At 68.8% G+C, this 25,196-nt stretch carries 24 protein-coding genes; 19 read left to right on the forward strand and 5 right to left on the reverse strand.

Features of this window, described 5'->3' with window-relative positions; genetic code table 11:
* Window positions 1–315: 315 nt before the first annotated feature.
* The 3 genes from hemE to HNP48_RS20365 form a co-directional block, all read right to left on the reverse strand.
* The gene (gene hemE, locus HNP48_RS20355; protein WP_184860422.1) at window positions 316–1,431 is read right to left on the reverse strand and encodes a uroporphyrinogen decarboxylase; all 1,116 of its coding nucleotides are present in this window, start codon (window positions 1,429–1,431) and stop codon (window positions 316–318) included.
* Between the two features lie 205 nt (window positions 1,432–1,636).
* A complete protein-coding gene (locus HNP48_RS20360; protein WP_184860424.1) occupies window positions 1,637–3,217 on the reverse strand; it encodes an MFS transporter in 1,581 nt (526 codons plus the stop codon).
* A 138-nt stretch (window positions 3,218–3,355) separates the two neighbouring features.
* On the reverse strand, window positions 3,356–3,889 hold the full coding sequence (locus tag HNP48_RS20365; RefSeq protein WP_260420304.1) for a MarR family winged helix-turn-helix transcriptional regulator: 534 nt from the start codon (window positions 3,887–3,889) through the stop codon (window positions 3,356–3,358).
* A gap of 96 nt (window positions 3,890–3,985) precedes the next feature.
* Between HNP48_RS20365 and HNP48_RS20370 the strand changes: the two genes are divergently transcribed.
* Window positions 3,986–4,939 carry a tripartite tricarboxylate transporter substrate-binding protein gene (locus HNP48_RS20370; protein WP_184860428.1) on the forward strand — a complete coding sequence of 318 codons (954 nt, stop codon included), beginning with the start codon at window positions 3,986–3,988 and terminating at the stop codon, window positions 4,937–4,939.
* A gap of 10 nt (window positions 4,940–4,949) precedes the next feature.
* Entirely contained in the window at window positions 4,950–6,281 is a 1,332-nt protein-coding gene (locus tag HNP48_RS20375; RefSeq protein WP_184860430.1) for a sulfatase, read from the forward strand.
* 153 nt (window positions 6,282–6,434) lie between these two features.
* Here HNP48_RS20375 and paaN read toward each other — a convergent pair whose 3' ends face one another.
* Entirely contained in the window at window positions 6,435–8,111 is a 1,677-nt protein-coding gene (gene paaN, locus HNP48_RS20380; RefSeq protein ID WP_184860432.1) for a phenylacetic acid degradation protein PaaN, read from the reverse strand.
* A gap of 144 nt (window positions 8,112–8,255) precedes the next feature.
* On the opposite strand from paaN, the gene HNP48_RS20385 reads away from it, so the two are divergent.
* From HNP48_RS20385 to HNP48_RS20450, 14 genes are all read left to right on the forward strand, one after another.
* On the forward strand, window positions 8,256–9,059 hold the full coding sequence (locus tag HNP48_RS20385; RefSeq protein WP_184860434.1) for an enoyl-CoA hydratase-related protein: 804 nt from the start codon (window positions 8,256–8,258) through the stop codon (window positions 9,057–9,059).
* 14 nt (window positions 9,060–9,073) lie between these two features.
* The gene (gene paaI / locus HNP48_RS20390) at window positions 9,074–9,538 is read left to right on the forward strand and encodes a hydroxyphenylacetyl-CoA thioesterase PaaI (RefSeq protein ID WP_184860436.1); all 465 of its coding nucleotides are present in this window, start codon (window positions 9,074–9,076) and stop codon (window positions 9,536–9,538) included.
* Between the two features lie 31 nt (window positions 9,539–9,569).
* Window positions 9,570–10,877, forward strand: coding sequence for a phenylacetate--CoA ligase PaaK (gene paaK / locus HNP48_RS20395; protein WP_184860439.1), 1,308 nt, complete (start codon window positions 9,570–9,572; stop codon window positions 10,875–10,877).
* Window positions 10,878–10,905: 28 nt separating this feature from the next.
* Window positions 10,906–11,916, forward strand: coding sequence for a 1,2-phenylacetyl-CoA epoxidase subunit PaaA (gene paaA / locus HNP48_RS20400; RefSeq protein ID WP_184860442.1), 1,011 nt, complete (start codon window positions 10,906–10,908; stop codon window positions 11,914–11,916).
* A gap of 24 nt (window positions 11,917–11,940) precedes the next feature.
* On the forward strand, window positions 11,941–12,270 hold the full coding sequence (paaB, locus tag HNP48_RS20405; RefSeq protein WP_186457925.1) for a 1,2-phenylacetyl-CoA epoxidase subunit PaaB: 330 nt from the start codon (window positions 11,941–11,943) through the stop codon (window positions 12,268–12,270).
* Window positions 12,271–12,281: 11 nt separating this feature from the next.
* The gene (paaC, locus tag HNP48_RS20410; RefSeq protein WP_184860444.1) at window positions 12,282–13,058 is read left to right on the forward strand and encodes a 1,2-phenylacetyl-CoA epoxidase subunit PaaC; all 777 of its coding nucleotides are present in this window, start codon (window positions 12,282–12,284) and stop codon (window positions 13,056–13,058) included.
* Window positions 13,058–13,597, forward strand: a complete 540-nt coding sequence (gene paaD, locus HNP48_RS20415) for a 1,2-phenylacetyl-CoA epoxidase subunit PaaD (protein ID WP_184860446.1) — start codon at window positions 13,058–13,060, stop codon at window positions 13,595–13,597. The genes paaC and paaD overlap by 1 nt, the downstream gene beginning before the upstream one ends.
* Before the next feature lie 34 nt (window positions 13,598–13,631).
* Entirely contained in the window at window positions 13,632–14,717 is a 1,086-nt protein-coding gene (paaE, locus tag HNP48_RS20420; RefSeq protein WP_184860449.1) for a 1,2-phenylacetyl-CoA epoxidase subunit PaaE, read from the forward strand.
* A gap of 137 nt (window positions 14,718–14,854) precedes the next feature.
* Window positions 14,855–15,484: a TetR/AcrR family transcriptional regulator gene (locus HNP48_RS20425; RefSeq protein ID WP_184860451.1), complete on the forward strand. Its 630-nt coding sequence runs from the start codon at window positions 14,855–14,857 to the stop codon at window positions 15,482–15,484.
* Window positions 15,485–15,600: 116 nt separating this feature from the next.
* A complete protein-coding gene (locus tag HNP48_RS20430) occupies window positions 15,601–16,758 on the forward strand; it encodes an ABC transporter substrate-binding protein (RefSeq protein WP_184860453.1) in 1,158 nt (385 codons plus the stop codon).
* 110 nt (window positions 16,759–16,868) lie between these two features.
* Window positions 16,869–17,897, forward strand: coding sequence for a branched-chain amino acid ABC transporter permease (locus HNP48_RS20435; RefSeq protein ID WP_184860455.1), 1,029 nt, complete (start codon window positions 16,869–16,871; stop codon window positions 17,895–17,897).
* Window positions 17,894–19,804 (forward strand): ABC transporter permease subunit, encoded by a 1,911-nt coding sequence (locus HNP48_RS20440; protein ID WP_184860457.1) that lies wholly within the window; start codon window positions 17,894–17,896, stop codon window positions 19,802–19,804. Before HNP48_RS20435 ends, HNP48_RS20440 begins: the two co-directional genes overlap by 4 nt.
* Window positions 19,801–20,556, forward strand: coding sequence for an ABC transporter ATP-binding protein (locus tag HNP48_RS20445; protein WP_184860459.1), 756 nt, complete (start codon window positions 19,801–19,803; stop codon window positions 20,554–20,556). Before HNP48_RS20440 ends, HNP48_RS20445 begins: the two co-directional genes overlap by 4 nt.
* Before the next feature lie 122 nt (window positions 20,557–20,678).
* The gene (locus tag HNP48_RS20450) at window positions 20,679–21,842 is read left to right on the forward strand and encodes an ABC transporter substrate-binding protein (protein ID WP_184860461.1); all 1,164 of its coding nucleotides are present in this window, start codon (window positions 20,679–20,681) and stop codon (window positions 21,840–21,842) included.
* 159 nt (window positions 21,843–22,001) lie between these two features.
* Here HNP48_RS20450 and HNP48_RS20455 read toward each other — a convergent pair whose 3' ends face one another.
* Window positions 22,002–22,907, reverse strand: coding sequence for a LysR family transcriptional regulator (locus HNP48_RS20455; protein ID WP_184860463.1), 906 nt, complete (start codon window positions 22,905–22,907; stop codon window positions 22,002–22,004).
* A 256-nt stretch (window positions 22,908–23,163) separates the two neighbouring features.
* Between HNP48_RS20455 and HNP48_RS20460 the strand changes: the two genes are divergently transcribed.
* The 3 genes from HNP48_RS20460 (at window position 23,164) to HNP48_RS20470 (ending at window position 25,140) form a co-directional block, all read left to right on the forward strand.
* Window positions 23,164–24,150, forward strand: a complete 987-nt coding sequence (locus tag HNP48_RS20460) for a TerC family protein (RefSeq protein WP_184860465.1) — start codon at window positions 23,164–23,166, stop codon at window positions 24,148–24,150.
* Between the two features lie 254 nt (window positions 24,151–24,404).
* Window positions 24,405–24,569, forward strand: a complete 165-nt coding sequence (locus HNP48_RS20465) for a hypothetical protein (RefSeq protein ID WP_184860665.1) — start codon at window positions 24,405–24,407, stop codon at window positions 24,567–24,569.
* 10 nt (window positions 24,570–24,579) lie between these two features.
* The gene (locus HNP48_RS20470; RefSeq protein ID WP_184860467.1) at window positions 24,580–25,140 is read left to right on the forward strand and encodes a DUF2062 domain-containing protein; all 561 of its coding nucleotides are present in this window, start codon (window positions 24,580–24,582) and stop codon (window positions 25,138–25,140) included.
* Window positions 25,141–25,196 lie beyond the last annotated feature (56 nt).

Consider the following 25,196-nt stretch of genomic DNA (forward strand, 5'->3'; position numbering starts at 1 on the left):
GCGGCGTAGGACGATATCCACTGATTTCTGCAGTTGTTGGCGCAAGTGGTTGATTTGTCATGGGTTTTTCACAAAGTTCAGAAATTCTGTGGATAACTTTGTTGATATTCCCTGCGTTCGGCCTGCCAGCCCTTGAAAGACAGTGCTTTCGCTGGATTGCCCGGCAAACAGGCAGGGGCAGAACCCCCATACAGATCAAGCACTTGCGTGTGCGTACAAACAAAAGGCCGTCCCATGGACGGCCCGATTGATTTTTTTGTCGATGCACCGCTTGTGTGCACAACCCAGGCTATTTCCAGAGCCTGGGCGGGCTGGTCAGGCCCCGCGGCGCTGGTTGCGTGAGTGGCTGTGCACGGCTTCCACCAGTGCGGCCACGTGCTCGGGCGGCGTGAACTGGCTGATGCCATGGCCCAGGTTGAAGATGTGGGTCGGGCCGGTGGTGGCGCGGTCGGTGTGGGGCGTGCCAAAGCTGTCCAGCACCTGGCGCACCTGCCCGGCGATCTGCGCGGGCGGTGCGAACAGCACATTGGGATCGATGTTGCCCTGCAGCGCCTTGCCCGGACCGCCCACGGCGCCGCCCACCAGGGCGCGGGCGCGTCCCAGGTTGGCCGTCCAGTCCAGGCCCAGAACCTCGCAGTCCAGGGGTTTCATGTCTTCCAGCCACAGGGCCCCGCCCTTGGTGAAGACGATGCGCGGCACGTCGCTGCCGTCCACGCCGGTGCGCTTGAGCTGGGCCAGCACGCGCGCCGTGTAGGCCAGGCTGAACTCCTGGAAGGCGCCATCGGCCAGCACGCCGCCCCAGCTGTCGAACACCATCACCGCCTGCGCGCCGGCATCGATCTGGGCGTTGAGGTAGGCGGCCACGGCATCGGCATTGGTGGCCAGGATGCGGTGCATCAGGTCCGGGCGCGCATACATCAGGCTCTTGACCAGGCGGTAGTCGTCACTCCCCTTGCCTTCCACCATGTAGCAGGCCAGGGTCCAGGGGCTGCCCGAGAAGCCGATCAACGGCACGCGACCGTTCAGTGCGCGGCGGATGCTGGTCACGGCGTCGAACACGTAGCGCAGCTTGTCCATGTCGGGCACGGCCAGCTCGGCCACGGCGGCCTCATCGCGCACCACCTTGGCAAAGCGCGGGCCCTCGCCTTCGGCGAACGACAGGCCCAGGCCCATGGCGTCGGGCACCGTGAGGATGTCGCTGAACAAAATGGCCGCGTCCAGCGGAAAGCGTTCCAGGGGCTGCAGCGTCACTTCCGTGGCGTAGTCCACATTGGTCGCCAGGCCCATGAAGCTGCCGGCCTGGGCGCGCGTGGCCTTGTACTCGGGCAGGTAGCGGCCCGCCTGGCGCATCAGCCACAGGGGCGTGTAGTCGGTGGCCTGGCGGCGGCAGGCGCGCAGGAAGGTGTCGTTGGAAAGGGGGGCGAAGCTCATGCCCCGATTGTCGCAGGGCCCGGCAACTGGACTGAATCGCCAAAGCCGATGGTTTGGGGTGCTGCCTGCGCAGGTGTCGCGGAGGTCTGCAACAAGGTCCGTCATGGAGTGGGCGCGGCCCTGCAAGCGCCACCGTGGATCCGGCTTTGCCGGTCCACCGGAGGCGTCCCCCTCAGGGGGAAGACGCGAAGCGGCTCAGGGGGAGCTATCTTTCTGCGATGTAGTGGGACATGCGAACTACCTCTCCAGGGGCGAGGAAGGCGCGCACCTCGGTCTCCAGCGCCTGGTCGGCCATGGTGGCCCGCGCGCGCTGGTGCAGGTAGTCGGCCCAGGACTCGACGATGAAGCGCTCCACATAGCGCGAGGGGTCGCCCAGGTCCTTGTACACGCGCCAGAAGGTGGCGCCGTCGCGCCGTCGCGGCGCCTTCATGCGGCTGATGGTGTCCAGGAAGGCGGTGTCCGAACCCTCGGCAATGCGGTAGCTCACCTCCACGGCCACGGGGCCGGCCTCGGGCAGGGGCTCGGCCTCGATGAACAGTTCGTCCCAGGGCGTGGCCTGGGTCACCTCGTGCAGGGCGCCCATGCGCAGCGGCATGGGGCGCGCCAGCAGCAGGCCTATCCCCATGCAGGCGGCTGCGGCGACCAGGGTGGGGGCCAGGCCCACGATGTCCGACGCCGCGCCCCAGATGGCCGAGCCCATGGCGAAGGCGCCCAGGGCGGTCACCATGTGCATGGCCACGGCGCGCGAGCGCACCCAAGGCGGTGCGCTGGCCTGGGTGGCGGTGTTGAAGGTGGACATGGCCGACATCCAGGCCGCGCCGCCGAGCATCATGGCCAGGTAGACCACGATGGCGGTGTGCGAGAACGCGGCCACCAGCATGGCGCCCGCGAACACCACGCAGGCCACATTGACGATGGCTTCCAGCCCAAAGCGCGCACGCAGCTTGCCGATGACCAGGCCCACGGCCACGGCGCCCGTGCCCAGGCAGCCCATGAGCAGGCCGAAGCCCTGGGCCCCGGCGCCCAGCTGGCGCTGGGCGATCACGGGCAGCAGGGCCCACAGGGCCGAGCCGGCGGCGCTGAAGGCCGTCACGCGCACCAGCTGCGCCAGGATCATGTGCGAATGCCAGGCAAAGCGCAGGCCGCTCAGGGTGCCGCCCCACAGGCGCTCGGCCGGCAGCCGGGTAGGGGCATGCGGGCGCGGCGGCCAGCGGCGGATGGACTCCCACATCACCAGTGTGGTGGCGGCCGCGATGGCGAACACCCAGCCTGCCCCGAGTTGCGCGAACACCAGGCCGGCCAGCGTAGGGCCCACGGCGCGCGCCGCGTTGTAGGCGATGCTCACCGCCGTGATGGCCTGGGGCCACTCGTCGCGCGGCACCGGGTCGATGACCGAGGAGTTCCAGGCCGGTGTGAGCACCGCCGTGCAGCAGCCGCAGACGAACACCAGGAACAGCACCGATGCCGGCCCGCCCTTGCCAAAGAGCACCAGCAGCGCCAGCAGGCTGCAGGCCGCAATCTGCGCCAGCAGCGCCCCGGAGATGAGCCGGCGCCGGTCCGTGGTGTCGGCCAGCACCCCGGCCGGCAGCGCCAGCAGGAACATGGGCATGAACACGGCCGTCTGCACCAGCGCGGCCAGGAAGGAGGAGCCCGACAGCTCCACCATCAGCCAGGCCGCCGCCATGGTCTGCATGCCGCTGCCCACGAAGAACACCCCTCCGCAGATCCACAGGCCCCGGAATGCAGGTTGGCGCAGCGGACTCCAGAGCGAGGTGGATGAAGACATGGATGGCGTGGGGGGCGTGTCTAGGGGAGAAAAAGGAGGCGCGCACCGCCCCGCCGCCACAGGATAGCGGTACCCGCCGTGTTCCGGTGCACCAAAGTCCGTTTTTCCTGTACGGCGGCCAATGGTGTGGGTGCGCCGCTACTCCGGCTGGCGTCCCCCACGCAGCCGGTAGGTGCGCGGCACATCGGTGCGCGTGGCGACCAGGGCCTCGGCCTGCTGCTGCATGTGCGCGAGGCTGGTGTCCAGGGTGTCGAGTGCCTGGGCATCGAGCCCGGTGAGCAGGGCCTGGTTGAGCGCCTTGATCTGCGGGAACAGTGCGTCGTGCACGGCCTGCCCCGCCGGGGTGAGCATCAGCTGCGCCTGGCGGCGGTCCCCGGGCATGGCCTCGCGCGTGATGAGCTTCTTGCCCAGGAGCGAGGTGATGGCGCGCGAGGTGCGCGCCCGGTCCAGCCCCAGGCGCCCGGCCAGCTCGGCCGGCGGCATGCCCGGGCGTTCGGCCAGCCACATGAGGAGGCCCCATTCGCGCCGGGTGATGCCGTAGCCGCCCTCGCACAGGCGCACCACCAGGCTGCCGGCCACGGCCAGCAGGCGGTTGAGCCGGTACATCAGCAAATGCCGGGCGGCTTCGGGGTCGGCCAGCCGCAGGGCGTCGGTGGGCTCCTCGTCGGGCATCAGGGTAATTCCGGGCAATGGTTGTTTAGATCAATCGATTGTGGCCCTTCTACAGTGCGGCATTTCTTCTATCCTTATTCGTTCGGGAGCATCGCCATGTGGAAACCCCTCGCCTCCGTGTTCACCGCCGTGCTGGCGCTCTCGGCCACGCTGGCCCAGGCGCAGGAGGCACCGCTGCGCATCATCGTCGGCTACGCGCCCGGCGGCTCCAGCGACCGCGTGGCCCGCATCGTGGCCGACAAGCTGCAGGCCAAACTGGGCTCGCCCGTGATCGTGGAGAACCGCACCGGCGCGGGCGGCCGCCTGTCGGCCCAGGCCGTCAAGAGCGCGCCGGCCAACCAGCCCGCACTGCTGCTGGCCAACCCGGCCGTGATGCTGGTCGCACCCCTGGTGTTCCCCGATGCCGGCTACGACGCCGAGCGCGACTTCCGCCCCGTGAGCCATGTCAACAGCTACGAGTTCGGCGTGGCCGTCTCCAGCGCCGTGCCCGTGCGCGAACTGCCCCACCTGGTCGCCTGGCTGCGCGCCAACCCCGACAAGGCCAACTTCGGCGTGCCCGCCACGGGCAGCCTGCCGCACTTTTTCGGCCTCATGGTGGGCGACGCCGCCAAGGTCAGCGCCGAGGTGGTGGGCTACCGCGGCTCGGCGCCGCTGCTCAACGACCTGATCGGCGGCCAGGTGCCCGTGGCCTTTGACACCTTCGACACCCTGCTGCCCCAGCACGAGGCCGGCAAGATCCGCATCCTGGCCGTGTCCAGCGCCAAGCGCAGCCCGCTCGATGCCAAGATCCCGACCTTCAAGGAAGGCGGTCTGGACCTGGCCGCCACGGGCTGGAACACCTTCTTCGCGCCCATGAGCATGCCCAAGGCCCAGGCCGAGCGCCTGGCCGGCCTGATCCACGAGGTGATGAAGGACCCCGACACGCGCCGCAAGTTCGAGGCCGCCAAGATGGAGCCCGTGGCCAGCAGCATGGCCCAGACCGAGGCCATGCTCAAGGCCTACCGCGCGCAGTGGGCACCCGTGGTGCAACGCTCCGGCTTCAAGCCCTGAGGTGCTGCCCATGAGCCATCCCCGTCCCAACATCATCTTCATCGTCGCCGACGACCTGGGCTATGCCGACCTGGGCTGCTACGGCGGGCGCGAGGCCGCCTTCGGCCCCGTCTCGCCCGTGCTCGACGGCCTGGCCGCGCAGGGCCTGAAACTCACCCAGGGCTATTCGAACTCGCCCGTGTGCTCACCCACCCGCTTCGGGCTGATGACGGCGCGCTACCAGTACCGCCTGCGCGGCGCGGCCGAAGAGCCCATCAACAGCAAGAGCCGGGGCAGCAGCACGCTGGGCCTGCCGCCCTCGCACCCCACGCTGCCCTCGCTGCTGCGTGCTGGCGGCTACCGCACAGCGCTCATGGGCAAGTGGCACCTCGGGTACCCGCCGGCCTTCGGGCCGCTGCAGTCGGGCTACGAGGAGTTCTTCGGCCCCATGTCGGGCGGGGTGGACTACTTCACGCACTGCAGCTCCGCAGGCCACCACGACCTGTACCTGGGTGAGGCCGAGCAGCAGGAGGACGGCTACCTCACCGACCTGATCACCGAGCATGCGCTCGACTTCGTGGAGCGCATGGCGCCCGGTGCCCAGGCCGGCACGCCCTTCTTCCTGAGCCTGCACTACACCGCACCGCACTGGCCCTGGGAAACGCGCGATGACGCGGCACTGGCCGAGGAGGTGCGCCAGAACCTGTTCCACCTGCACGGCGGCAACATCGAGACCTACCGCCGCATGATCCACCACATGGACGAGGGCATCGGCCGCATCATGAAGGCGCTTGCCCGCCATGGGGTGGACCGCGACACCCTGGTGGTCTTCACCAGCGACAACGGCGGCGAGCGCTTCTCGGACAACTGGCCCCTGGTGGGCGGCAAGATGGATCTGACCGAGGGTGGCATCCGCGTGCCCTGGATCGCCCACTGGCCTGCCGTGATCGCGCCGGGCGGCGAAAGCGTGCACAGCTGCATGACCATGGACTGGTCCGCCACCATGCTCGACGCGGCGGGTGTGCAGGCCGATGTGGACTACCCGCTCGACGGCGTCTCGCTGATGCCGCTGCTGCGCGACGCCGCGTGGGACTGCGAGCGCCCCCTGTTCTGGCGCATGAACCACCGCGGCCAGCGCGCCATGCGCCTGGGCGAATGGAAGTACCTGCGCGTGGACGGCAACGACTACCTTTTCAACCTGGCCGACGACGAGCGCGAGCGCGCCAACCGGGCGAAGGTGGACCCGGAGCGCCTGGCGGCGATGCGCGCGGCATGGGAGGCGTGGAACGCCACCATGCCGGCCATCCCGGAAGACGCCACGGTCAGCCTTGGCTATTCAGTCAAGGACATGCCGCAGCGGTGATTCGGTACAACCCCCTGAGGCGCTGACGCGCCTTCACCCCTTCTCTCGAATCGCTGCGCGATTCGGGAAGGGGGACGCAGCCAGTGCGGCGGGGCGGCCCTTGCACGGCTGCCCTGGCCTTGGCTGTGCGCTATCGACAGGTTGGCGTCTTCTTCACGCTGCTGCTGGCGCGGCCGCCACGTGCTCGCGCCGCTGCACGATCACGAAGCGGTCGGCCACGAAGGCCAGGTTGGTGTAGCTGGCGTTGGCGGCCGGGTTGCCGCCTGTGGCGTGGTAGTCCGAGAACGAGGCCGACTGGTTCACGAACACGCCCTGCGTGAGGTTGATGGACAGGGCCACGCGCGTGCGCCGGCCCAGGGCGATGGCGGCGTCGATGTAGGCGCGGTCGGTGGAGTACACGCCCAGCGTCAGCGCGCCGTGCGCGCGCAGCGTGGCCTCGGCCACCTGCAGGCTGGCGGCGCCTGAATCGGTGGCCACCAGGTAGGACACGGGGCCGAAGCACTCCTCGCTGTAGATGGCGCTGTCGGCCTGCTCCAGCGCCACGATCACAGGCGTGTGGATCTGCGCATTGGCGAACTCGGGGTGGGGCAGGGCGCGCGAGGCCAGCACCAGGCGGCCCTTGCCGGCGGCCTGCTGCATGCGGGCCACGGTCTCGGGCGAGCCCACGGCGCCCAGCACCGAGGTGGCCACGCGCGGGTTCGAAGCCAGCTCGGTCACCGCAGCGGCCAGGTCCGCACCCACCTGCTCGAAGCTCTTGTGCCCTTCGTCGGTGGTGATGCCGCCGCGCGGCACCAGGATGTTCTGCGTGGTGGTGCACATCTGGCCGCTGTACAGCGACAGCGTGAACGCCAGGTTGCGCAGCAGGGCCGCGTACTGGTCGGTGGATTCGATGATCACCGTGTTCACGCCGGCCATCTCGGCGTACACACGCGCCTGGCGGGCGTTGTCGATGAGCCAGCGGCCGAACTGGTTGCTGCCCGTGAAGTCGATGCTGGCCACTGCGCTGTGCGTGGCCAGGGCCTGCGTGCTTTCGGGGCGGGGGCTCAGGGCCAGGGTCACGGTGTTCGGGTCCAGCCCCTGTTCGGCCAGCACCTCGCGCAGGATATTGACCGAGATCGCGGCCGGCAGCACGGCGTTGGGGTGCGGCTTGACGATGACCGGGTTGCCCGTGGCCAGTGCGGCGAACAGGCCGGGGTAGGTGTTCCAGGTGGGGAAGGTGGCGCAGCCGACCACCAGCGCGATGCCGCGGCCCACGATCTCGTAGTGCTTTTGCATCACCAGCGAGGGGCTCTTGCCCTGGGGTTTGTCCCACAGCGCCTGGCCGGGCACGTCGGCCATGGCCTTCCAAGCGTAGGCAATCGCTTCGAGCGCGCGGTCCTGCGCATGCGGGCCGCCGGCCTGGAAGGCCATCATCGGGCCCTGGCCGGTGGTCAGCATCACGGCGTGCGCGATCTCGTGGCTGCGGCGGTGGATGCGCACGAGTGCTTCCAGCAGCACGCCCACGCGGCCTTGGGCGCCCAGCGCCTGCCAGGCGGGTTCGGCCGCCTGGGCGGCCTCTACCAGGGCCTGCACGTCGCAGTCGGGGTAGCGCACGTCCAGCGCCACGCCGTAGGGCGAGCGCTCGGTCGCCAGGCGGCCCTGCTCGCCGGGCTGCTGCAGCGCAAAGTCCTTGCCCAACAGGGCATTCACGGCCGCCTGGCCGTCGGCCTGGCCGGTTTCGCCATAGACCTTGGGCGAGGGCGATTCGGGGAAGGGCGTCCAGTGGCCACGGGTGGCCAGGGCGTCGAGGGCTCCCTCCAGGAGGGCACGGTGGGTATCGAACAGGGGCATCAAATTGTCTCCGCTAGGGTTTGCCCTGATGGGTTTGACTTGCATCAGGGTTCGGGAAAGTTTATTCTCTACCGAACGGTCGGTCAATAATGTTTGCGATCGATCAAAACAGGTTTTCCCCCACCTTGATAGGCAGGAGCATCCATGTCTGAACCCCTGGTCCTCGTGACGCAGTCGGGCGCCGTGCAAACGCTGGCGCTCAACCGGCCGGCCGCGCTCAACAGCTTCACGGCCGAGCTGCATGCCCAGTTGCTGGCCGCGCTGGAGGCGGCTGTCGCGAACCCCGAGGTGCGCTGCGTGGTGCTCACGGGCACGGGCCGCGCCTTCTGCGCCGGGCAAGACCTGGCCGATCCGGCCGTGGCGCCCGATCTCACGCCCGGCGCCGCCTCCAAGGACCTGGGCGGGGTGATCGAAAAACTCTACGGCCCCTTGTGCCTGCGCATCCGCAGCATGCCCATCCCCGTGGTGGCCGCCGTCAACGGTGTGGCCGCGGGCGCGGGCGCCAACCTCGCGCTCTCGTGCGACCTGGTGCTGGCCGCGCGCTCGGCCAGCTTCATCCAGGCCTTCACCAAGATCGGCCTGGTGCCCGACACCGGCGGCACCTGGCTGCTGCCGCGCCTGGTGGGCCGCGCCCAGGCGCTGGGCCTGGCGTTGCTGGGCGACAAGCTGCCCGCGGCCGACGCCGAGCGCCTGGGCCTGATCTGGCGCTGCGTAGACGACGCGGCCCTGCAGGACGAAGCCCAGGCCCTGGCCCAGCGCCTGGCCGCCATGCCCGTCAAGGCGCTGGTCGCCACGCGCAATGCCATGGACGCCGCGGCGCAGATGGACTACGGCCAGGCCCTGGCGCAGGAGGCGACCTTGCAGCGCACGCTGGGCGCCTCGGCCGACTACCGCGAGGGCGTCGAAGCCTTCATCGGCAAGCGCGCCCCCGTCTTCAAAGACCGCTGAACCACACCCACCCAATGGACTCCACCACCGCTTCCATGGACCCCCAGGCCATCGCCGAGCACGTGCGCACCGGCATGCTCGCCAACGACCGTGCCACGCAGGGCCTGGGCATCGCCATCACGGCCATCGCGCCGGGCCGGGCCACGCTTCAGATGACCGTGCGCGCCGACATGCTCAACGGCTTCGACATCTGCCACGGCGGCTTCATCACCACGCTGGCCGATTCGGCGTTCGCCTTCTCGTGCAACGCGCGCAACGACATGACCGTGGCCTCGGGCCTGTCCATCGACTTCCTGGCGCCGGCGCGCGAGGGCGACCGCCTCACCGCCGTGGCCACCGAGGTCTCGCTGGCCGGCCGCACCGGCGTCTACGACGTGAACGTGCACAACCAGCGCGGCGAGGCGATTGCCGTGTTCCGCGGCCGCTCGTACTGCATGAAGGGCAAGCACACCGTGCCCTTGGCCGACGCCGCCCGCTGACATCCCATCGAGAACACCACAGGAGACATCCATGGCCGTGCGCCACCCCGCCCCGGGCGACCTGGAGCCCATCGAAACCGCCAGCCGCGACGAAGTCCAGGCCCTGCAGCTGCAGCGCCTGCGCTGGACGCTGCAGCATGCCTACGACAACGTGCCGCACTACCAGCGTTCCTTCGACGCCAAGGGCGTGCACCCGTCGGACCTGAAGCAGCTGTCCGACCTGTCCAAGTTCCCCTTCACGGTCAAGAAGGACCTGCGCGACAACTACCCCTTCGGCATGTTCGCCGTGCCGCGCGAGAAGGTGGCGCGCATCCATGCCTCCTCGGGCACCACGGGCAAGCCCACGGTGGTGGGCTACACGCTCCAGGACATCGACACCTGGGCCGACCTGGTGGCGCGCTCCATCCGCGCGGCCGGCGGGCGTGCGGGCGACCTGATCCATGTGGCCTATGGCTACGGCCTGTTCACGGGCGGCCTGGGCGCGCACTACGGGGCCGAGCGCGCGGGCTGCACGGTCATCCCCATGTCCGGCGGCCAGACCGAAAAGCAGGTGCAGCTGATCCGCGACTTCGCGCCCAGCATCATCATGGTCACACCCTCGTACATGCAGGTCATCAACGAGGAGTTCGTGCGCCAGGGGCTGGACCCACGCGAAAGCTCGCTCAAGGTCGGCATCTTCGGCGCCGAGCCCTGGACCGAGGCCATGCGCCGTGAGATCGAGACCAAGGCCGGCATTGACGCGGTGGACATCTACGGCCTGTCCGAAGTGATGGGCCCGGGCGTGGCCAGCGAGTGCATCGAGAGCAAGGACGGCCCGGTGGTCTGGGAAGACCATTTCTACCCCGAAATCATCGACCCCGAGACGGGCGAGGTGCTGCCCGACGGCGAAGAGGGCGAACTCGTCTTCACCTCGCTGAGCAAGGAGGCGCTGCCCATGATCCGCTACCGCACGCGCGACCTCACGCGCCTGCTGCCGCCCACCTCGCGCGCCTTCCGGCGCATGGGCAAGATCGTGGGCCGCTCGGACGACATGCTCATCATCCGCGGCGTGAACGTGTTCCCCACGCAGATCGAAGAGATCGTGCTGCAGAACCAGAAGCTCTCGGGCCAGTACCAGATCCTGGTGGCGCGCGACGGCAACCTCGACCAGGTCACCGTGCGCTGCGAGCTGCAGCCCGGCGTGGCTGATGGCGAGCGCAGCGAACTCACCGGCTGGGTGCAGCACCGCATCAAGACCCTGGTGGGCATCACCTGCCAGGTCGAGGTGCTGGCCACCGATTCCATCGAACGCACGCTGGTGGGCAAGGCCCGCCGCGTGATCGACCAGCGCGCGCGCTGAAGCGGCCCCCGAACGAAAGGACACCACCATGTACACCCAGGCCATGGACACCATGGGCAAGGAAGCCGGCGACGCAGGCAAGGCCCTGCGCAGCGCCGAGGAGATGCAGCGCCAGGAGGCCTTCGATGCGCGCATCGACGCGGGCGAATTCATCGAGGCCAAGGACTGGATGCCCGACCACTACCGCAAGACCCTGCTGCGCCAGATCAGCCAGCACGCGCATTCGGAGATCGTCGGCATGCTGCCCGAGGGCAACTGGATCACGCGCGCGCCCACGCTCAAGCGCAAGGCCATTCTGCTGGCCAAGGTGCAGGACGAGGGCGGCCATGGCCTGTACCTGTACGCCGCGGCCGAGACGCTGGGCACCTCGCGCGACCAGATGCTCGACGCCCTGCACACCGGGCGCGCCAAGTACAGCTCCATCTTCAACTACCCCACGCTGACCTGGGCCGACATGGGCACCATCGGCTGGCTGGTCGACGGCGCGGCCATCATGAACCAGGTGCCGATCTGCCGCTGCTCGTACGCGCCCTATGCGCGGGCCATGGTGCGCATCTGCCGCGAAGAAAGCTTCCACCAGCGCCAGGGCTACGACGCACTGTTGACGATGATGCAGCAGGGCACCGACGCCCAGCGCGCCATGGTGCAGGACGCGGTCAACCGCTGGTGGTGGCCTTCCATCATGATGTTCGGCCCGCCCGACGACCAGTCGCCCAACTCCGCGCAGTCCATGCGCTGGGGCATCAAGCGTGTCTCCAACGACACCCTGCGCCAGAAGTTCATCGACGCCACGGTGGAGCAGGCCCGCGTGCTCGGCGTGACCCTGCCCGACCCCGACCTCAAGTGGAACGAAGAGCGCCAGGCGCACGACTACGGTGCCATCGACTGGGCCGAGTTCTGGCGCGTGATCGGCGGCGACGGCCCCTGCAACGAAGAACGCCTGGGTGCACGGGTCAAGGCCTGGGACGACGGTGCCTGGGTGCGCGAAGCCGCCCTGGCCCATGCCGCTAAGCACGCCCCGGAGCGCGCCGCCGCCTGAATTTTCCAAATCCGAGATTTCCCCATGACGACCCCATCCTCTCCCTCCACCCCCGCCGCCGATCCCGCGATGGCCACCGAATGGCCGTTGTGGGAGGTGTTCGTGCGCAGCAAGGCGGGCCTTGACCACAAGCACTGCGGCAGCCTGCACGCGGCCGATCCGCGCATGGCCATCCAGCTGGCGCGCGACGTCTACACCCGCCGCCAGGAAGGCACCAGCGTCTGGGTCGTGCGCTCCGACCAGATCGTGGCCAGCGACCCCGGCGAGAAGTCCATGTACTTCGACCCCGCGCAGGACAAGGTCTACCGCCACCCCACCTTCTACGTGCTGCCCGAGTCCGTGGACCACATGTGAGCGCGCCCGCCATGCAAGCCACCAGCATCTCCATCAGCCAGGACGCAGGCGTGCAGTACCTGCTGCGCATCGGCGACACCTGCCTCATCCTGGCCCAGCGCCTCTCTGAATGGTGCGGCCACGGCCCGGTGCTCGAAGAAGACATCGCCCTGTCCAACATGGCGCTCGACCTCGTGGGCCAGGCGCGCGCCGTGCTCACGCGGGCCGGCCAGATCGAAGGCCGCGGCCACGACGAAGACCAACTGGCCTTCCTGCGCGACGAGCGTGACTACGTGAACCCGACCCTGGTGGAGCTGCCGCGCGGCGACTTCGCCTTCACCATGGTGCGCAACGCCATGGTGGCCACCCTGCTCAAGCAGCTGTGGGAGCGCCTGCTCACGTCCAGCGACACGGAGCTGGCCGCCATCGCCGGCAAGGCCCTCAAGGAGGCGCGCTACCACCAGCAGCATGCGGCCGATTGGGTCGTGCGCCTGGGCGATGGCACGGCCGAATCACGCCGCCGCACCGAAGCGGCCCTGAAGGCCCTGTGGCGCTACACCCCCGAGCTGTTCGCCGCCGATGCGGTGGACGAGTCCGCCCACGCCACGGGCCTGGGCCCGCGCTGGGCCGACCTCAAGGACGCCTGGACCGGCGAGATGGCGCAGATCCTGGCCGCCGCCAGCCTGGCCACGCCCAAGGAGTCGGCCTTCCTCAGCACCGGCAAGCAGGGTGTGCACAGCGAGCACATGGGCTACATCCTGACCGAGATGCAGTACCTGCAGCGCAGCTTCCCCGGAGGCGTGTGGTGATGGTGGCCAACGCCATTGACCGGCCGGCAACCACCGATGCGCGCATCGCGCGCGCATGGGAGGTGCTCGACGGCGTGCCCGATCCCGAGGTGCCTGCGGTCTCCGTGTGCGACCTGGGCATCGTGCGCGGCGTGCGCCTGGCGGGCGATGGCCTGGAGATCGTGCTCACCCCCACCTATTCGGGCTGCCCGGCCACCGAGGCCATCGAGCGCGACGTGCTCGCCGCCATCGAGGCGGCAGGACTGGGCCCGGCCCATGCCACGCTGCAGCGCGCCCCGGCCTGGACCACCGAGTGGATCACCGAGCGCGGCCGCGCGCGCCTGCTGGCCTACGGCATCGCGCCGCCCGGCCCGCTGCCGCCCGGCACCGAGGTGCCGCTGCGCTTCATGCCGCGCGCTGCGGCCGCACCGGCCCTGGCCTGCCCGCGCTGCGGCAGCCTGCAGACCGAGCGGCTCTCGGCCTTCGGCTCCACGGCCTGCAAGGCGCTGTACCGCTGCATGGCCTGCCGCGAGCCCTTCGAACATTTCAAGCCCTTGTGAAGCACCCGCCTTCGCCCCCACACCAGACACCGACATGAGCGTCATCTTCCATCCCCTGCGCGTGCGCTCCATCGAGCCCGACACGGCCGAGGCCGTCATCGTCTCCTTCGACGTGCCGCCCGAACTGCGCGAGGTCTTCGGCTTCACCCAGGGCCAGTACCTCACCTTGCGCACCGACATCGGCGGCCAGGACCTGCGCCGCTCGTACTCCATCTGCGCCGGCGTGGACGATGCCGAACTGCGCGTGGGCGTGCGCAAGGTCAACGGCGGCGTGTTCTCCAACTGGATCAACGCGCAGCTGCAGGTGGGCGACACCCTGCAGGTCATGGCACCCCAGGGCCGTTTCTTCGTGCCCATCCAGGCGGAGGCGCAGCGCCACTACCTGGGCATTGCGGGCGGCAGCGGCATCACGCCCATCCTGTCCATCATGAAGACGGTGCTGGCGCGCGAGCCCGGTAGCCGCTTCACGCTGATCTATGGCAACCGCACTCTGCAGTCCACCATGTTCAAGGAGGAGATCGAGGACCTCAAGAACCGCTACCTCACGCGCCTGGTGCTGCACCATGTGTTCTCGGCAGAGCAGACCGATGCGCCGCTGAACATGGGCTTCGTCAACCGCGAGAAGCTCGCCGAGTTCCTGCAAGCCCTGATCCCCGCGCAGAAGATCGACGAGGCCTTCATCTGCGGCCCCTTCCAGATGAACGACGAGGCCGAGGCCGCGCTGCTGGCCGGCGGCGTGCCGGCCGAGCGCATCCACGTGGAGCGCTTCGGCGTGGCCCTGCCAGCTGGTGGCCAGGTGGGGGCGGTGGTGCACGAGGCGCTGCCGGGCGATGCCAAGGCCGCGCGCATCGCCATCGTGCGCGATGGCCTCAGGCGCGAATTCCCGTTCTCGGGCGAACAGGCCAGCATCCTCGATGCCGCCTCGGCCGCCGGACTGGAGGTGCCGTTCTCGTGCACCTCGGGCGTGTGCGGCACCTGCCGCGCCAAGTGCGTGGAGGGCGAGGTGCGCATGGAGCGCAACTTCGCGCTCGACAAGAACGAGGTGGCCGCCGGCTTCGTGCTCACCTGCCAGTGCCGGCCGCTGTCCGACCACGTGGTGCTGTCCTTCGACGAGCGCTGATGGACGCAAGCAGGGCCTCCATCGCGCTGCACGGCACCACCCGCTGCCGTGGGGACATCTGCGCGTGCAGGCCCTGGGGGCGCCGGCATGCGGCAAGATGGCGGCCCTTCACTACCGCATGCAAAGGAACACTGTCCATGGCCCGAGGACGCTCTCCCGGATACGACGACCAGCGCGAATTGATCCTCCGCCATGCCGCCGAACTCTTCGCACGCCGCGGCTACCCGGCCACGTCGATGAACGAGGTGGCCGAGGCCTGCGGCCTGTCCAAGCCCACGCTCTACCACTACTTTCGCGACAAGTACAACCTGCTCGTGCACATTGCCGATGGCCATGTCTCGCGCCTGCAGGCCCTGGTGGAGGACGTCGAGGCCCGGCAGCTCGAACCCGAGGCGCGGTTGCGCGAGCTGATCCACCGCTTTGTCGAGGAATATGCCGAGGCCCAGCATGCCCACCGCGTGCTGACCGAGGACGTGCGCTTTCTGCAGCCCGAGGACAGCGAACGCATCCTGGGCAAGGAGCGCGCCGTGGTGGCCGTGTTTGCCCAGGCGCTGGCGCAGATGCGGCCCGACACCGAAGCCGCAGGCCTGAGCAAGGCGCTGACCATGCTGCTGTTCGGCATGATCAACTGGATGTTCACCTGGCTCAAGCCCGACGGCGAGCTCGACTACCAGACCATGGCCCCCATCGTGGCAGACCTGTTCTTCGGCGGATTCCCTGCCGTTCAAATGCCCATGGAACTGGTGCAAAGGCCTGTGCCTCCATGACAATGGACCGCACGCACACCGCGTCCCCCCAACCGGCCGACAAGAGCCGGCGCAGCGCCGCAAGTCCGCTTCCGCGCTGACACCACCATCCTTTCTTTTCCACAGGAGACAAACGCATGAAAAAATCCCGCTTTGCCCAACTCGCCCTGGTGGCCGCTGCCGCCGCCGTGGCCTGCGGCGCCGCCCTGGCCGACATCACCGTCGGTGTCACCGTGTCGGCCACCGGGCCCGCCGCCTCGCTGGGCATCCCCGAGAAGAACACTGTGGCCCTGATGCCGCGCACCATCGGCGGCCAGAAGGTCAACTACATCGTGCTCGACGACGCCTCGGACACGACCACCGCCGTGAGCAACACGCGCAAGCTGATCAGCGAAAGCAAGGTCGACATCATCCTGGGGTCGAGCACCACGCCCAACTCGCTGGCCATGATCGACGTGGTGGCCGAGGCGCAGACGCCCATGATCTCCATGGCCGCCTCGGCGCGCATCGTCGAGCCCATGGACGCCAAGAAGAAGTGGGTCTTCAAGACCCCGCAGAACGACATCATGATGTCCCTGGCCATCGTGGACCACATGTCCAACGCGGGCGTGAAGAGCGTGGCCTTCATCGGATTCTCGGACGCGTATGGCGAAGGCTGGTACCAGGAATTCACCAAGGCAGCGGCCATCAAGAAGATCCAGATCGTGGCCAACGAGCGCTATGCGCGTACCGACACCTCGGTGACCGGCCAGACGCTGAAGATGATCTCGGCCAAGCCCGATGCGGTGCTGATCGCTGGCTCCGGCACGCCGGCCGCGCTGCCGCAGAAGGCGCTCAAGGAGCGCGGCTTCACGGGCAAGGTCTATCAGACCCATGGCGTGGCCAATGCCGACTTCCTGCGCGTGGGCGGCAAGGACGTGGAGGGCACCTTCCTGCCCTCGGGCCCCGTGCTCGTGGCCTCGCAGCTGCCCGCCTCGCACCCCGTGAAGAAGTCGGCCAGCGCCTACGTGGCCGCCTACGAAGCCGCCCATGGCAAGGACAGCGTCTCCACCTTCGGCGCCCATGGCTGGGATTCGGGCGTGCTCATGGCCGCCGCCGTGCCCGTGGCGCTCAAGAAGGCCAAGCCGGGGACCGTGGAATTCCGCGCGGCCCTGCGCGATGCGCTGGAGCAGATCAAGGAAGTGCCCGGTGCGCACGGCATCTTCAACATGTCCGAGAACGACCACCTGGGCCTGGACCAGCGCGCCCGCGTGATGGTCAAGATCGAGAACGGCACCTGGAAGTACCAGCCCTGACCGAGCGCAGCGAGGTCTGATGCAGCAGGTGCGGGGCGGCGGGCGCATGAAGCGTCCGCTGCCTGCGCAGCCCTGCGGCATTCCTGCCTTCAATAGACAGAAAGCTGAATATGGATTTGCAGATCGCCCTGCTCTTGGGGCAGGACGGCATTGTCAATGGCGCCATCTATGGACTGATGGCGCTGGCGCTGGTGCTGGTTTTTTTCGTGACCCGGGTGATCTTCATCCCCCAGGGCGAGTTCGTGGCCTTCGGGGCGCTGACCATGGCCATGATGCAGGGTGGGCGCATTCCCGGCACGCTGTGGCTGCTGGTCGGCCTGGCAGCCGTGGTGCTGGTGGTCGAGGCCGTGCGCTACCAGCGCGGCAATCCCGTCAACTGGCCCGCCACCGTGGTCTGGTGCCTGGTGCTGCCGGCCATTGCCGCGGCGCTGATCCTGGGCCTGCGCCCGACCTCGCTGGGCATGCAGGCGCTCACCACCCTGATCCTGATCACGCCCATGGGGCCGCTGCTGTACCGCCTGGCCTACCGCCCGCTGGCCGATGCCACGGTGCTGATGCTGCTCATCGTTTCGGTGGCGCTGCACGGCGTGCTGGTGGGCCTGGGCCTCTTGTTCTTCGGTGCCGAGGGGCAGCGCACGCCGCCGTTCTCCGAGGCGCGCTTCGACCTGGGCGGCATTCCTCTCTCGGGCCAGTCGCTGGTGGTGCTGGGCGTCACGCTGGCGCTGGTGATGCTGCTGTTCCTGTTCTTCGGCCGCTCCATGGTGGGCAAGGCGCTGCGCGCCACGGCCCTCAACCGGGTGGGGGCGCGCCTCATGGGCATTCCCACCGAACTCTCGGGCGACGTGAGCTTCGCCCTGGCCGCGCTGATCGGCGCGGTCTCGGGCCTCTTGATTGCCCCGCTCACCACCGTGTACTACGACACGGGGTTCCTGATCGGCCTCAAGGGCTTCGTCGCGGCCATCGTCGGCGGCCTGGGCAGCTACCCCATGGCGCTGCTCGGCGCGCTGATCGTGGGCCAGCTGGAGGCCTTTGCATCGTTCTGGGCCAGTGCCTACAAGGAGGTTCTCGTGTTCACCCTGATCGTCCCCGTGCTGTGGTGGCGTTCGCTCAACAGCCGCCACGTGGAGGATGAGGAATGAGCGCGCCCACCAAGACCGAATCCGCTGCCGGCGTGCCCGCCACCGCCGCCTCGCGCGGCATCGCCACGCGCACCCAGCTCACGCTCGCTGCCGTGGCGCTGCTGGCACTGTGCTGGGGCTTCCTGCCCGACTTCACCGTGGTCACGCTCAGCTACATCGGCCTGTACGCCATTGTCGCGGCCGGCCTGGTCATGCTCACCGGCGTGGGCGGCATGACCTCCTTCGGCCAGGCCGCCTTCGTGGGCGTGGGCGCCTACGCCACGGCCTGGATCTGCACCGCACCGGCCTCGGTGCAGGCGCTCTCGGGCATCGTTGGCATGGCCGGCATGCCCTGGGTGGGCCTGGTGCTCGGCCTCGTGATCACCTTCGCCGTGGCCTGGGGCCTGGGCTCGGTCACGCTCAAGCTGTCGGGCCACTACCTGCCGCTGTGCACCATCGCCTGGGGCCTGTCGCTGTACTACCTGTTCGGCAACATGGAGTTTCTGGGCGGGCAGACCGGCATCACGGGTATTCCGCCGCTGGTCGTAGCGGGCTTCTCGCTGGCCTCGCCGCGCGCCATCGGCGTGCTGATCTGGGCCGTGCTGCTGGTGGCCCTGTGGCTGCTGCACAACCTGCTCGATTCGCGCGAGGGCCGCGCCATCCGCGCGCTCAAGGGCGGGCGGGTGATGGCCGAGTCCATGGGCGTGGACACCGCGCACTACCGCATCAAGCTGTTCGTGCTGGCGGCGCTGCTGGCGGCCATCTCGGGCTGGCTGTATGCGCACCTGCAGCGTTTCGTCAGTCCCACGCCCTTCAACCTCAACATCGGCATCGAGTACCTGTTCATGGCCGTGGTCGGTGGTGCGGGCCACCTCTGGGGCGCGGTGCTGGGCGCCACGCTGATCGCCCTGCTCAAGGAAAAGCTGCAGGACGTTCTGCCCTCGCTGCTGGGCACCAGCGGCAATTTCGAGGTCATCGTCTTCGGCCTGCTCATGGTCTTCGTGCTGCAGCGTTTTGCCGACGGCCTGTGGCCCACGCTGAATCGCTTCAGCGAACGCTGGCTGCGCCGCGAGGCGCCGCGCGCCGTGCGCGAGGCCGCGCCGCTCGGCCAGCGCACGCTGCCGGCGGCCGGCACCGTGCTGCTGCAGGCGCGCAACGTGACCAAGCGCTTCGGCGGCCTGGTGGCCAACAACAACGTCTCCATGGACGTGAAGGCCGGTGAGGTGCACGCGCTCATCGGCCCCAACGGCGCCGGCAAGAGCACTTTCTTCAACATGGTCTCGGGTGTGGACGACGCCACCGAAGGCGAGGTGCGCCTGATGGACCAGGCCATGCTGCGCCGCCCCTCGCGCGCCTTCGCCCGGCTGGGCATGGCGCGCACCTTCCAGCATGTGCGCCTGCTGGGCCAGCGCAGCGTGGTCGAGAACGTCGCGCTGGGTGCGCACCAGCGCGCGCAGCGCGGCTGGCTCGCCTCCATGCTGCGCCTGGACCGCGCCGAAGAGGTAGCCCTGCTGGCCGAGGCGCGCCGCCAGATCGAGCGCTGCGGCCTGGGCGCCCATGCCGATACACCCGCCGCCTCGCTGGCGTTGGGCCAGCAGCGCATCGTGGAGATCGCGCGCGCCCTGGCCGGCCAGCCGGCCATCCTGCTGCTCGACGAGCCGGCCGCCGGCCTGCGCCACCTGGAGAAGAAGGCCTTGGCCGACCTGCTGCGCCAGCTGCGCGCCGAGGGCCTGGGCATCCTGGTCGTGGAGCACGACATGGAATTCGTGATGAACCTGGCCGACCGCATCACCGTGCTGGAGTTCGGCACCGTGATCGCCGAGGGCACGCCTCTGGAGGTGCAGCGCAACCAGCGCGTGCTCGACGCCTACCTGGGCGGCGCCGACGACGACCTGCCCGCTGCCGCCACCGAAGGAGCCCGCGCATGACCGCCCCCCTCTTGCAACTGCAGGACCTGTCTGTGTCCTACGGCCCTGTGGAGGCCGTGCACCAGGTCCGCCTCGACGTGAACGAGGGTGAGATCGTCACCGTGATCGGCCCCAACGGCGCCGGCAAGACCACGCTGCTGTGCGCGGCCATGGGCCTGTTGCCAGCCACCGGTTCCATCACCCTGGCGGGCGAGCGCATCGCCCGCCCCAGCGTGGAGGCCATGGTGGCACGCGGCGTGGCCCTGGTGCCCGAAAAGCGCGAGCTGTTCGGCGAGATGTCGGTGGAAGACAACCTGCTGCTGGGCGGCTTCTCGCGCTGGCGCAAGGGCCAGCGCGACCAGGCCCAGCGCATGGAAGAAGTGTTCGGCATCTTCCCGCGCCTGCGCGAGCGCCGGGCGCAACTGGCGTCCACGCTCTCGGGCGGCGAGCGCCAGATGCTGGCCATCGGCCGCGCGCTGATGGCGCGCCCACGCCTGTTGATGCTCGACGAGCCTTCACTGGGCCTGGCGCCGCTGATCGTGCGCGAGGTGCTGCAGGTCGTCTCCTCGCTGCGCCAGCACGGCGTCTCGGTGCTGCTCGTGGAGCAGAACGCCCGCGCCGCGCTGCGCGTGGCCGACCGCGCCTATGTGCTCGAAATGGGCGCCGTGGCGCTGAACGGGGCCGCAGCGGACCTGCTCAACGACCGCCGCATCATCGACACCTACCTGGGCATGGGAGGGGCTGCGCACGCCCAGGCAGAAGAAAGCCATTGACAAGACACCCGAGGACCGCCGTGTAACGCAGCGGCGGTCTCCTCTCCACCCTTCCGCGGCCGTGTTGGCATCGGAAGGGTTTTTGCGTTGTGAAAAAGCATAAAGACGACAGGAGACAAGACATGAATGCAGGCGTTCAACCACGCTGGGCGCGCAGGGACTTTCTGCGCTGGGGAACGGCCCTGGGCCTGGCCGGCGGCCCGGCCTTTGCCCAGGACAGCGCGGGCGTGACCGACAACGAGATCGTGATCGGCCAGTCGTGCCAGCTGAGCGGCCCGCTGGCCGCGCTCACCACCGAAGTGCGCCAGGGCGCCAGCCTCTACTTCGACCACGTCAACGCCTCGGGCGGCGTGCGCGGGCGCAAGATCCGCGTGGTCGCCATCGACGATGCCTACGACCCCAAGAAGGCGGCCGAGAACACCAAGAAGCTGATCGATGAGGACAAGGTGCTCGCGCTGTTCCAGTACGCAGGCACCCCGCCCGCGCTGGCCGCGCTGCCCATCGCCGAAGAGCGCGGCGTGCCTTTCATCGCGCCGTTCACCGGCTCGGACGGCCTGCGCCAGCCCGGCAGCCGCTACGTGTTCAACATCAAGGCCGGTTATGCAGCCGAACTCGACGCCACGGTCAAGCAGCTGGCCTCGGTGGGCATCTCGCGCATCGCGGCGGTCTACCTCAACAACCCCTTCGGCACGGGTGGCCTGGCCTCGGTCGAGAAGTCCGTGCAGGCCCACAAGGTCAGCCTGGTGGCCAAGGCGCCGCTGGAGGTCGATGGATCGAAGATGGCCGATGCGGTGGCCACGGTGGCCAAGGACTCGCCCCAGGCCATCATCGTCATCAGCGCGGGCAAGCCCAGCGTGGATTTCGTCGCGGCCTACCTCACGGCTGGCCACCGCTCCACGTTCTACATGCTCTCGGTGATCAGCAATGCACAGCTCGTGCAGGCCCTGGGCGAGCGGGCGCGTGGCGTGGTGGTCTCGCAGGTCGTGCCCTCGCCGTGGAACCAGAGCATGCCGATCTCGCGCGAGTTCCAGACCCTGGCCAAGGCCAAGGGCATCACCGAATACACGTTCAGCCAGATGGAGGGCTTCATCTCCGCCCGTTTCCTGGTCGAGGCGCTGCAGCGCGCCGGTGCCAAGCCCACGCGCGCCGGCCTGGTGCAGGCCATGGAGTCGATGAAGAACGTCAGCCTGGGCGGCTACCCCGTGGAGCTGGCGCCCGGGCAGCACAGCTCGGGCAAGTTCGTCGATCTGCTCATGATGGGCCGCGACGGAAAGTTCACCAAATAAAGCAGATTCGTCATATCCAGTGGCCCATTGCCTTGCGCGCCACCCGCGACGCATGCAACTGGCGCGACACAAGCCAGTGCCCCCGTGCAAGGGCCGCCCCGCCGCACCGGGGGCGTCCCCCTCAGGGGGAAGGCGCGCAGCGACTCAGGGGGGCTCCATTTATGACGTGAGGAGCGCGCCGTCTGCCGAGGCCTCCAGCAGCCGCGTGAGCAGCGGGTGCATGACCTTGCGCGCGTTGTAGATCAGGTGGAACTGCTCCTGCACGTCGGGCGTGGTGCCCACGTGCACCAGGCCATGCGTGCGCGCCAGGTGCTCGCCTACTGACACGGGCGCCGGCATCACGCCCATGCCCGTGGCTGCAAAGGTGCTGAGCAGGGCGCTGTCCTCGAACTCGCCCACGATGCGCGGGCGGATGCGTTCGCGCTCCAGCCACTGGTCGATGCGCGCGCGCGTGGCCGCATGCCCGGTGGGCAGCAGCACCGGCACCACGGCCAGGCTGTGCGGGAACTTGCGCGTCGCCGCCTCGGCCCAGGTGGGGGGCGCATACCAGGCCACGTCGCTGGTGCCCAGCAACTGGCTGGTGGTCTTGAGCGAGGGGTTGGGGGGCGCGGCGCGGTCGGCCAGCACCGCATCGAGCTTGTGCAGCGCCAGCTCGCCCAGCAGGGGTTGGAACTCGCCCTCGTGGCACAGCAGGCGCAGGTGCGGCTCATCGAGCACGGGCGTGAGCAGCCGGTGCATGGCCAGCTTGGCGATGCCGTCCGAGATGCCCAGGTTCAGCCGCAGCGTCTGGCCGCTCGCGGCCTCGCGCACGCGGTGCGTCAGCTGCTCGCCCAGGGCAAAGATGTGGTCGGCCTCGTGCAAGGCCGCCACACCGGCCTCGGTCAGCACCAGGCTGCGCCCCTCGGTGCGCAGCAGGCTGGTGCCCAGGGCCTGCTCCAGCAGGCGCACCTGCGCGCTGATGGTCTGCACGGCCATGTCCAGCCGCTCGGCGGCACGCGCGATGCCGCCTTCCTTGGCAACCACCCAGAAGTAGTACAGGTGGCGGTAGTTGAAGCTCTGGCTCATGGCGTGGGTGTCCCAACAGGGTGAAGGGGTATCGGACAAGAACTATTTGGTTCGTAAAAACCAGATGAATGGTACCGAAAAGACAGGTTTTAAAGATGCAATGGCATCCCTACAGTGCGGGCTTGCCTTGAATTTCTCAGGAGCCCCCTCATGCACGACACCGCCATCCACCCCACCCCCGCCACCCCGACCCCGGGCCTGCCACCCCTGCCGCGTTCGCGGCGCTGACGCCGCTGCTGCGAAGGAGAACGACATCATGGAAACCATTGGAACCTGGTGGATGTGGGCGGGATTCGCCGTCTTCGTGGTCGTTGCCATCGGCATCGACCTCTTGGTCATGGAGCGCCAGGGCGCGCACAAGGTGACCACCAAGGAAGCCCTGAAATGGAGCGCCCTGTGGTTCTCGCTGGCCTTCGTCTTCGTGGCCGGCCTGTGGTGGTACCTGGACGGCAGCCAGGGCCGCGAGGTGGCCAACACCGTGTCGATGCAGTTCATCACCGGCTACCTGGTGGAGAAAAGCCTGTCCATCGACAACATCTTCGTGTTCCTGATGCTGTTCAGCTACTTCGCTGTGCCGCCCCAGTTCCAGAAGCGCGCGCTCATCATCGGCATCATCGGTGCCATCGTGTTGCGCACGCTGCTGATCCTGGCGGGTGCCTGGCTGCTGGCTTCGTTCCACTGGCTGCTCTACGTGTTCGGTGCCTTCCTGGTGTTCACGGGTGCCAAGATGTGGTTCGCTGCCGGGCAAGAGCCCGACATCGCGACCAACCCGGTGCTGCGCTTTTTGCGCAAGCGCATCCGCATCGCCGACGTGTTCGACGGCGAGAAGCTGACGACCTCCATCGGCGGCGTCAAGCACTACACGCCGCTGTTCGTCGTGCTCATCCTGATCGGCACCACGGACATCATCTTCGCGGTGGACAGCATCCCGGCCATCTTCGCGATCACCAGCGACCCGTTCATCGTGCTCACCGCCAACATCTTCGCCATCCTGGGCCTGCGTGCGCTGTACTTCCTGCTGGCCGACCTGGCCGACCGCTTCCACCTGCTGGCCTATGGCCTGGCCCTGGTGCTGGTGTTCATCGGCAGCAAGATGCTGCTCATCGACCTGGTCAAGATCCCGATCGGCTATGCCCTTCTGGTCACTGCGGGCTTGATCGCCGGCTCCATCATCCTGTCGCTGCGTACCTCCTCGGGCAAGGCGCATGGGGAAGAAGCCGCAGCCCTGCCCCCCAAGCATTGAAATGAAGCACCCCCTGAGTCGCTTCGCGCCTCGGTGCCATCGCCAGAGGCGGTGGCTCTTCGGGCACGTCCAAGCCTGCGCAGGCAGGCTTGGAGCCGCGGCCCTCAGCCCCTCTCTCGACTCGCTGTGCGAGTCGGGAGGGGGACGCTCCCGGTGCGGCGGGGCGGCCCTTGCGCGGGGGCACTGGCTTGGGCAGCGCCAGTTTCATGCAATGCGGGCCAGCGCAATGGACAACTGAAGAAAGAACCATCTCTATGGAATTGGGATTGATCGAATCGGTGATGCTCACCATGCTGGTGGCCCTGGCGGGCACCGCCCTGCTGGCCTGGCGCCTGGGCAATGACCGGCGCGATGTGGGCCTGCTCACGGCCCTGGCCACGCTGTGGGGTGCGGCCACCGCCGCTGCCTTCACCTGGTGAGCGGGTGCCGATGCTGAACGCCTTGCGCCGCAAGCTGCGCCACCTGGAGCCCAGCGTGCGTGCGCTGCTGGGCCGCACTGCCCTGGCCGGTGCCTTGCCCTGGATGGAGCGGCATGCGCTGTTCCGCTTCCAGCGCGAGCCACTGGCACGCGGCGTGGCGGCGGGCCTGTTCTGCGGGCTGATTCCCGGCCCGCTGCAGCTGGTGGGCACCGTCGGCGCCTGCGCCTGGCTGCGCGGCAATGTGGTCGCCGGCGCGGTCACCACCTTCTATACCAACCCCCTGACCACGGTGCCGCTCTACGTGCTGGCCTTCCAGATGGGTTCAGCGGTGCTGCCGGGCGAGCAATCGCTGCCGCCCTTCAATGCCGATGGCCCGGCCGGTGCCTTCAGCGTGCAGGCCCTGGCCGAGTGGATGCAGGCCCTGGGCACGCCGCTGCTGGTCGGCCTGCCGGTGCTGGGCCTGGTGCTGGCGGCACTGGGCTATGCCATCGTGCAGGCCCTGTGGCTGGCCCCCGTGCTGCAACGCGGGCGCCGCTTGCAGCGTGCCCGGGCCCTGCGCGGCACGCCGTGAGGCTGGCGGTTCAATCGAAATCACTCCGCCCCACCTCTCGTGCTCGGCGCGCGCGT

Origin of the sequence: Acidovorax soli, assembly GCF_014207955.1 — a bacterium.
GTDB classification, from domain to species: Bacteria; Pseudomonadota; Gammaproteobacteria; order Burkholderiales; family Burkholderiaceae_C; genus Acidovorax; species Acidovorax soli_A.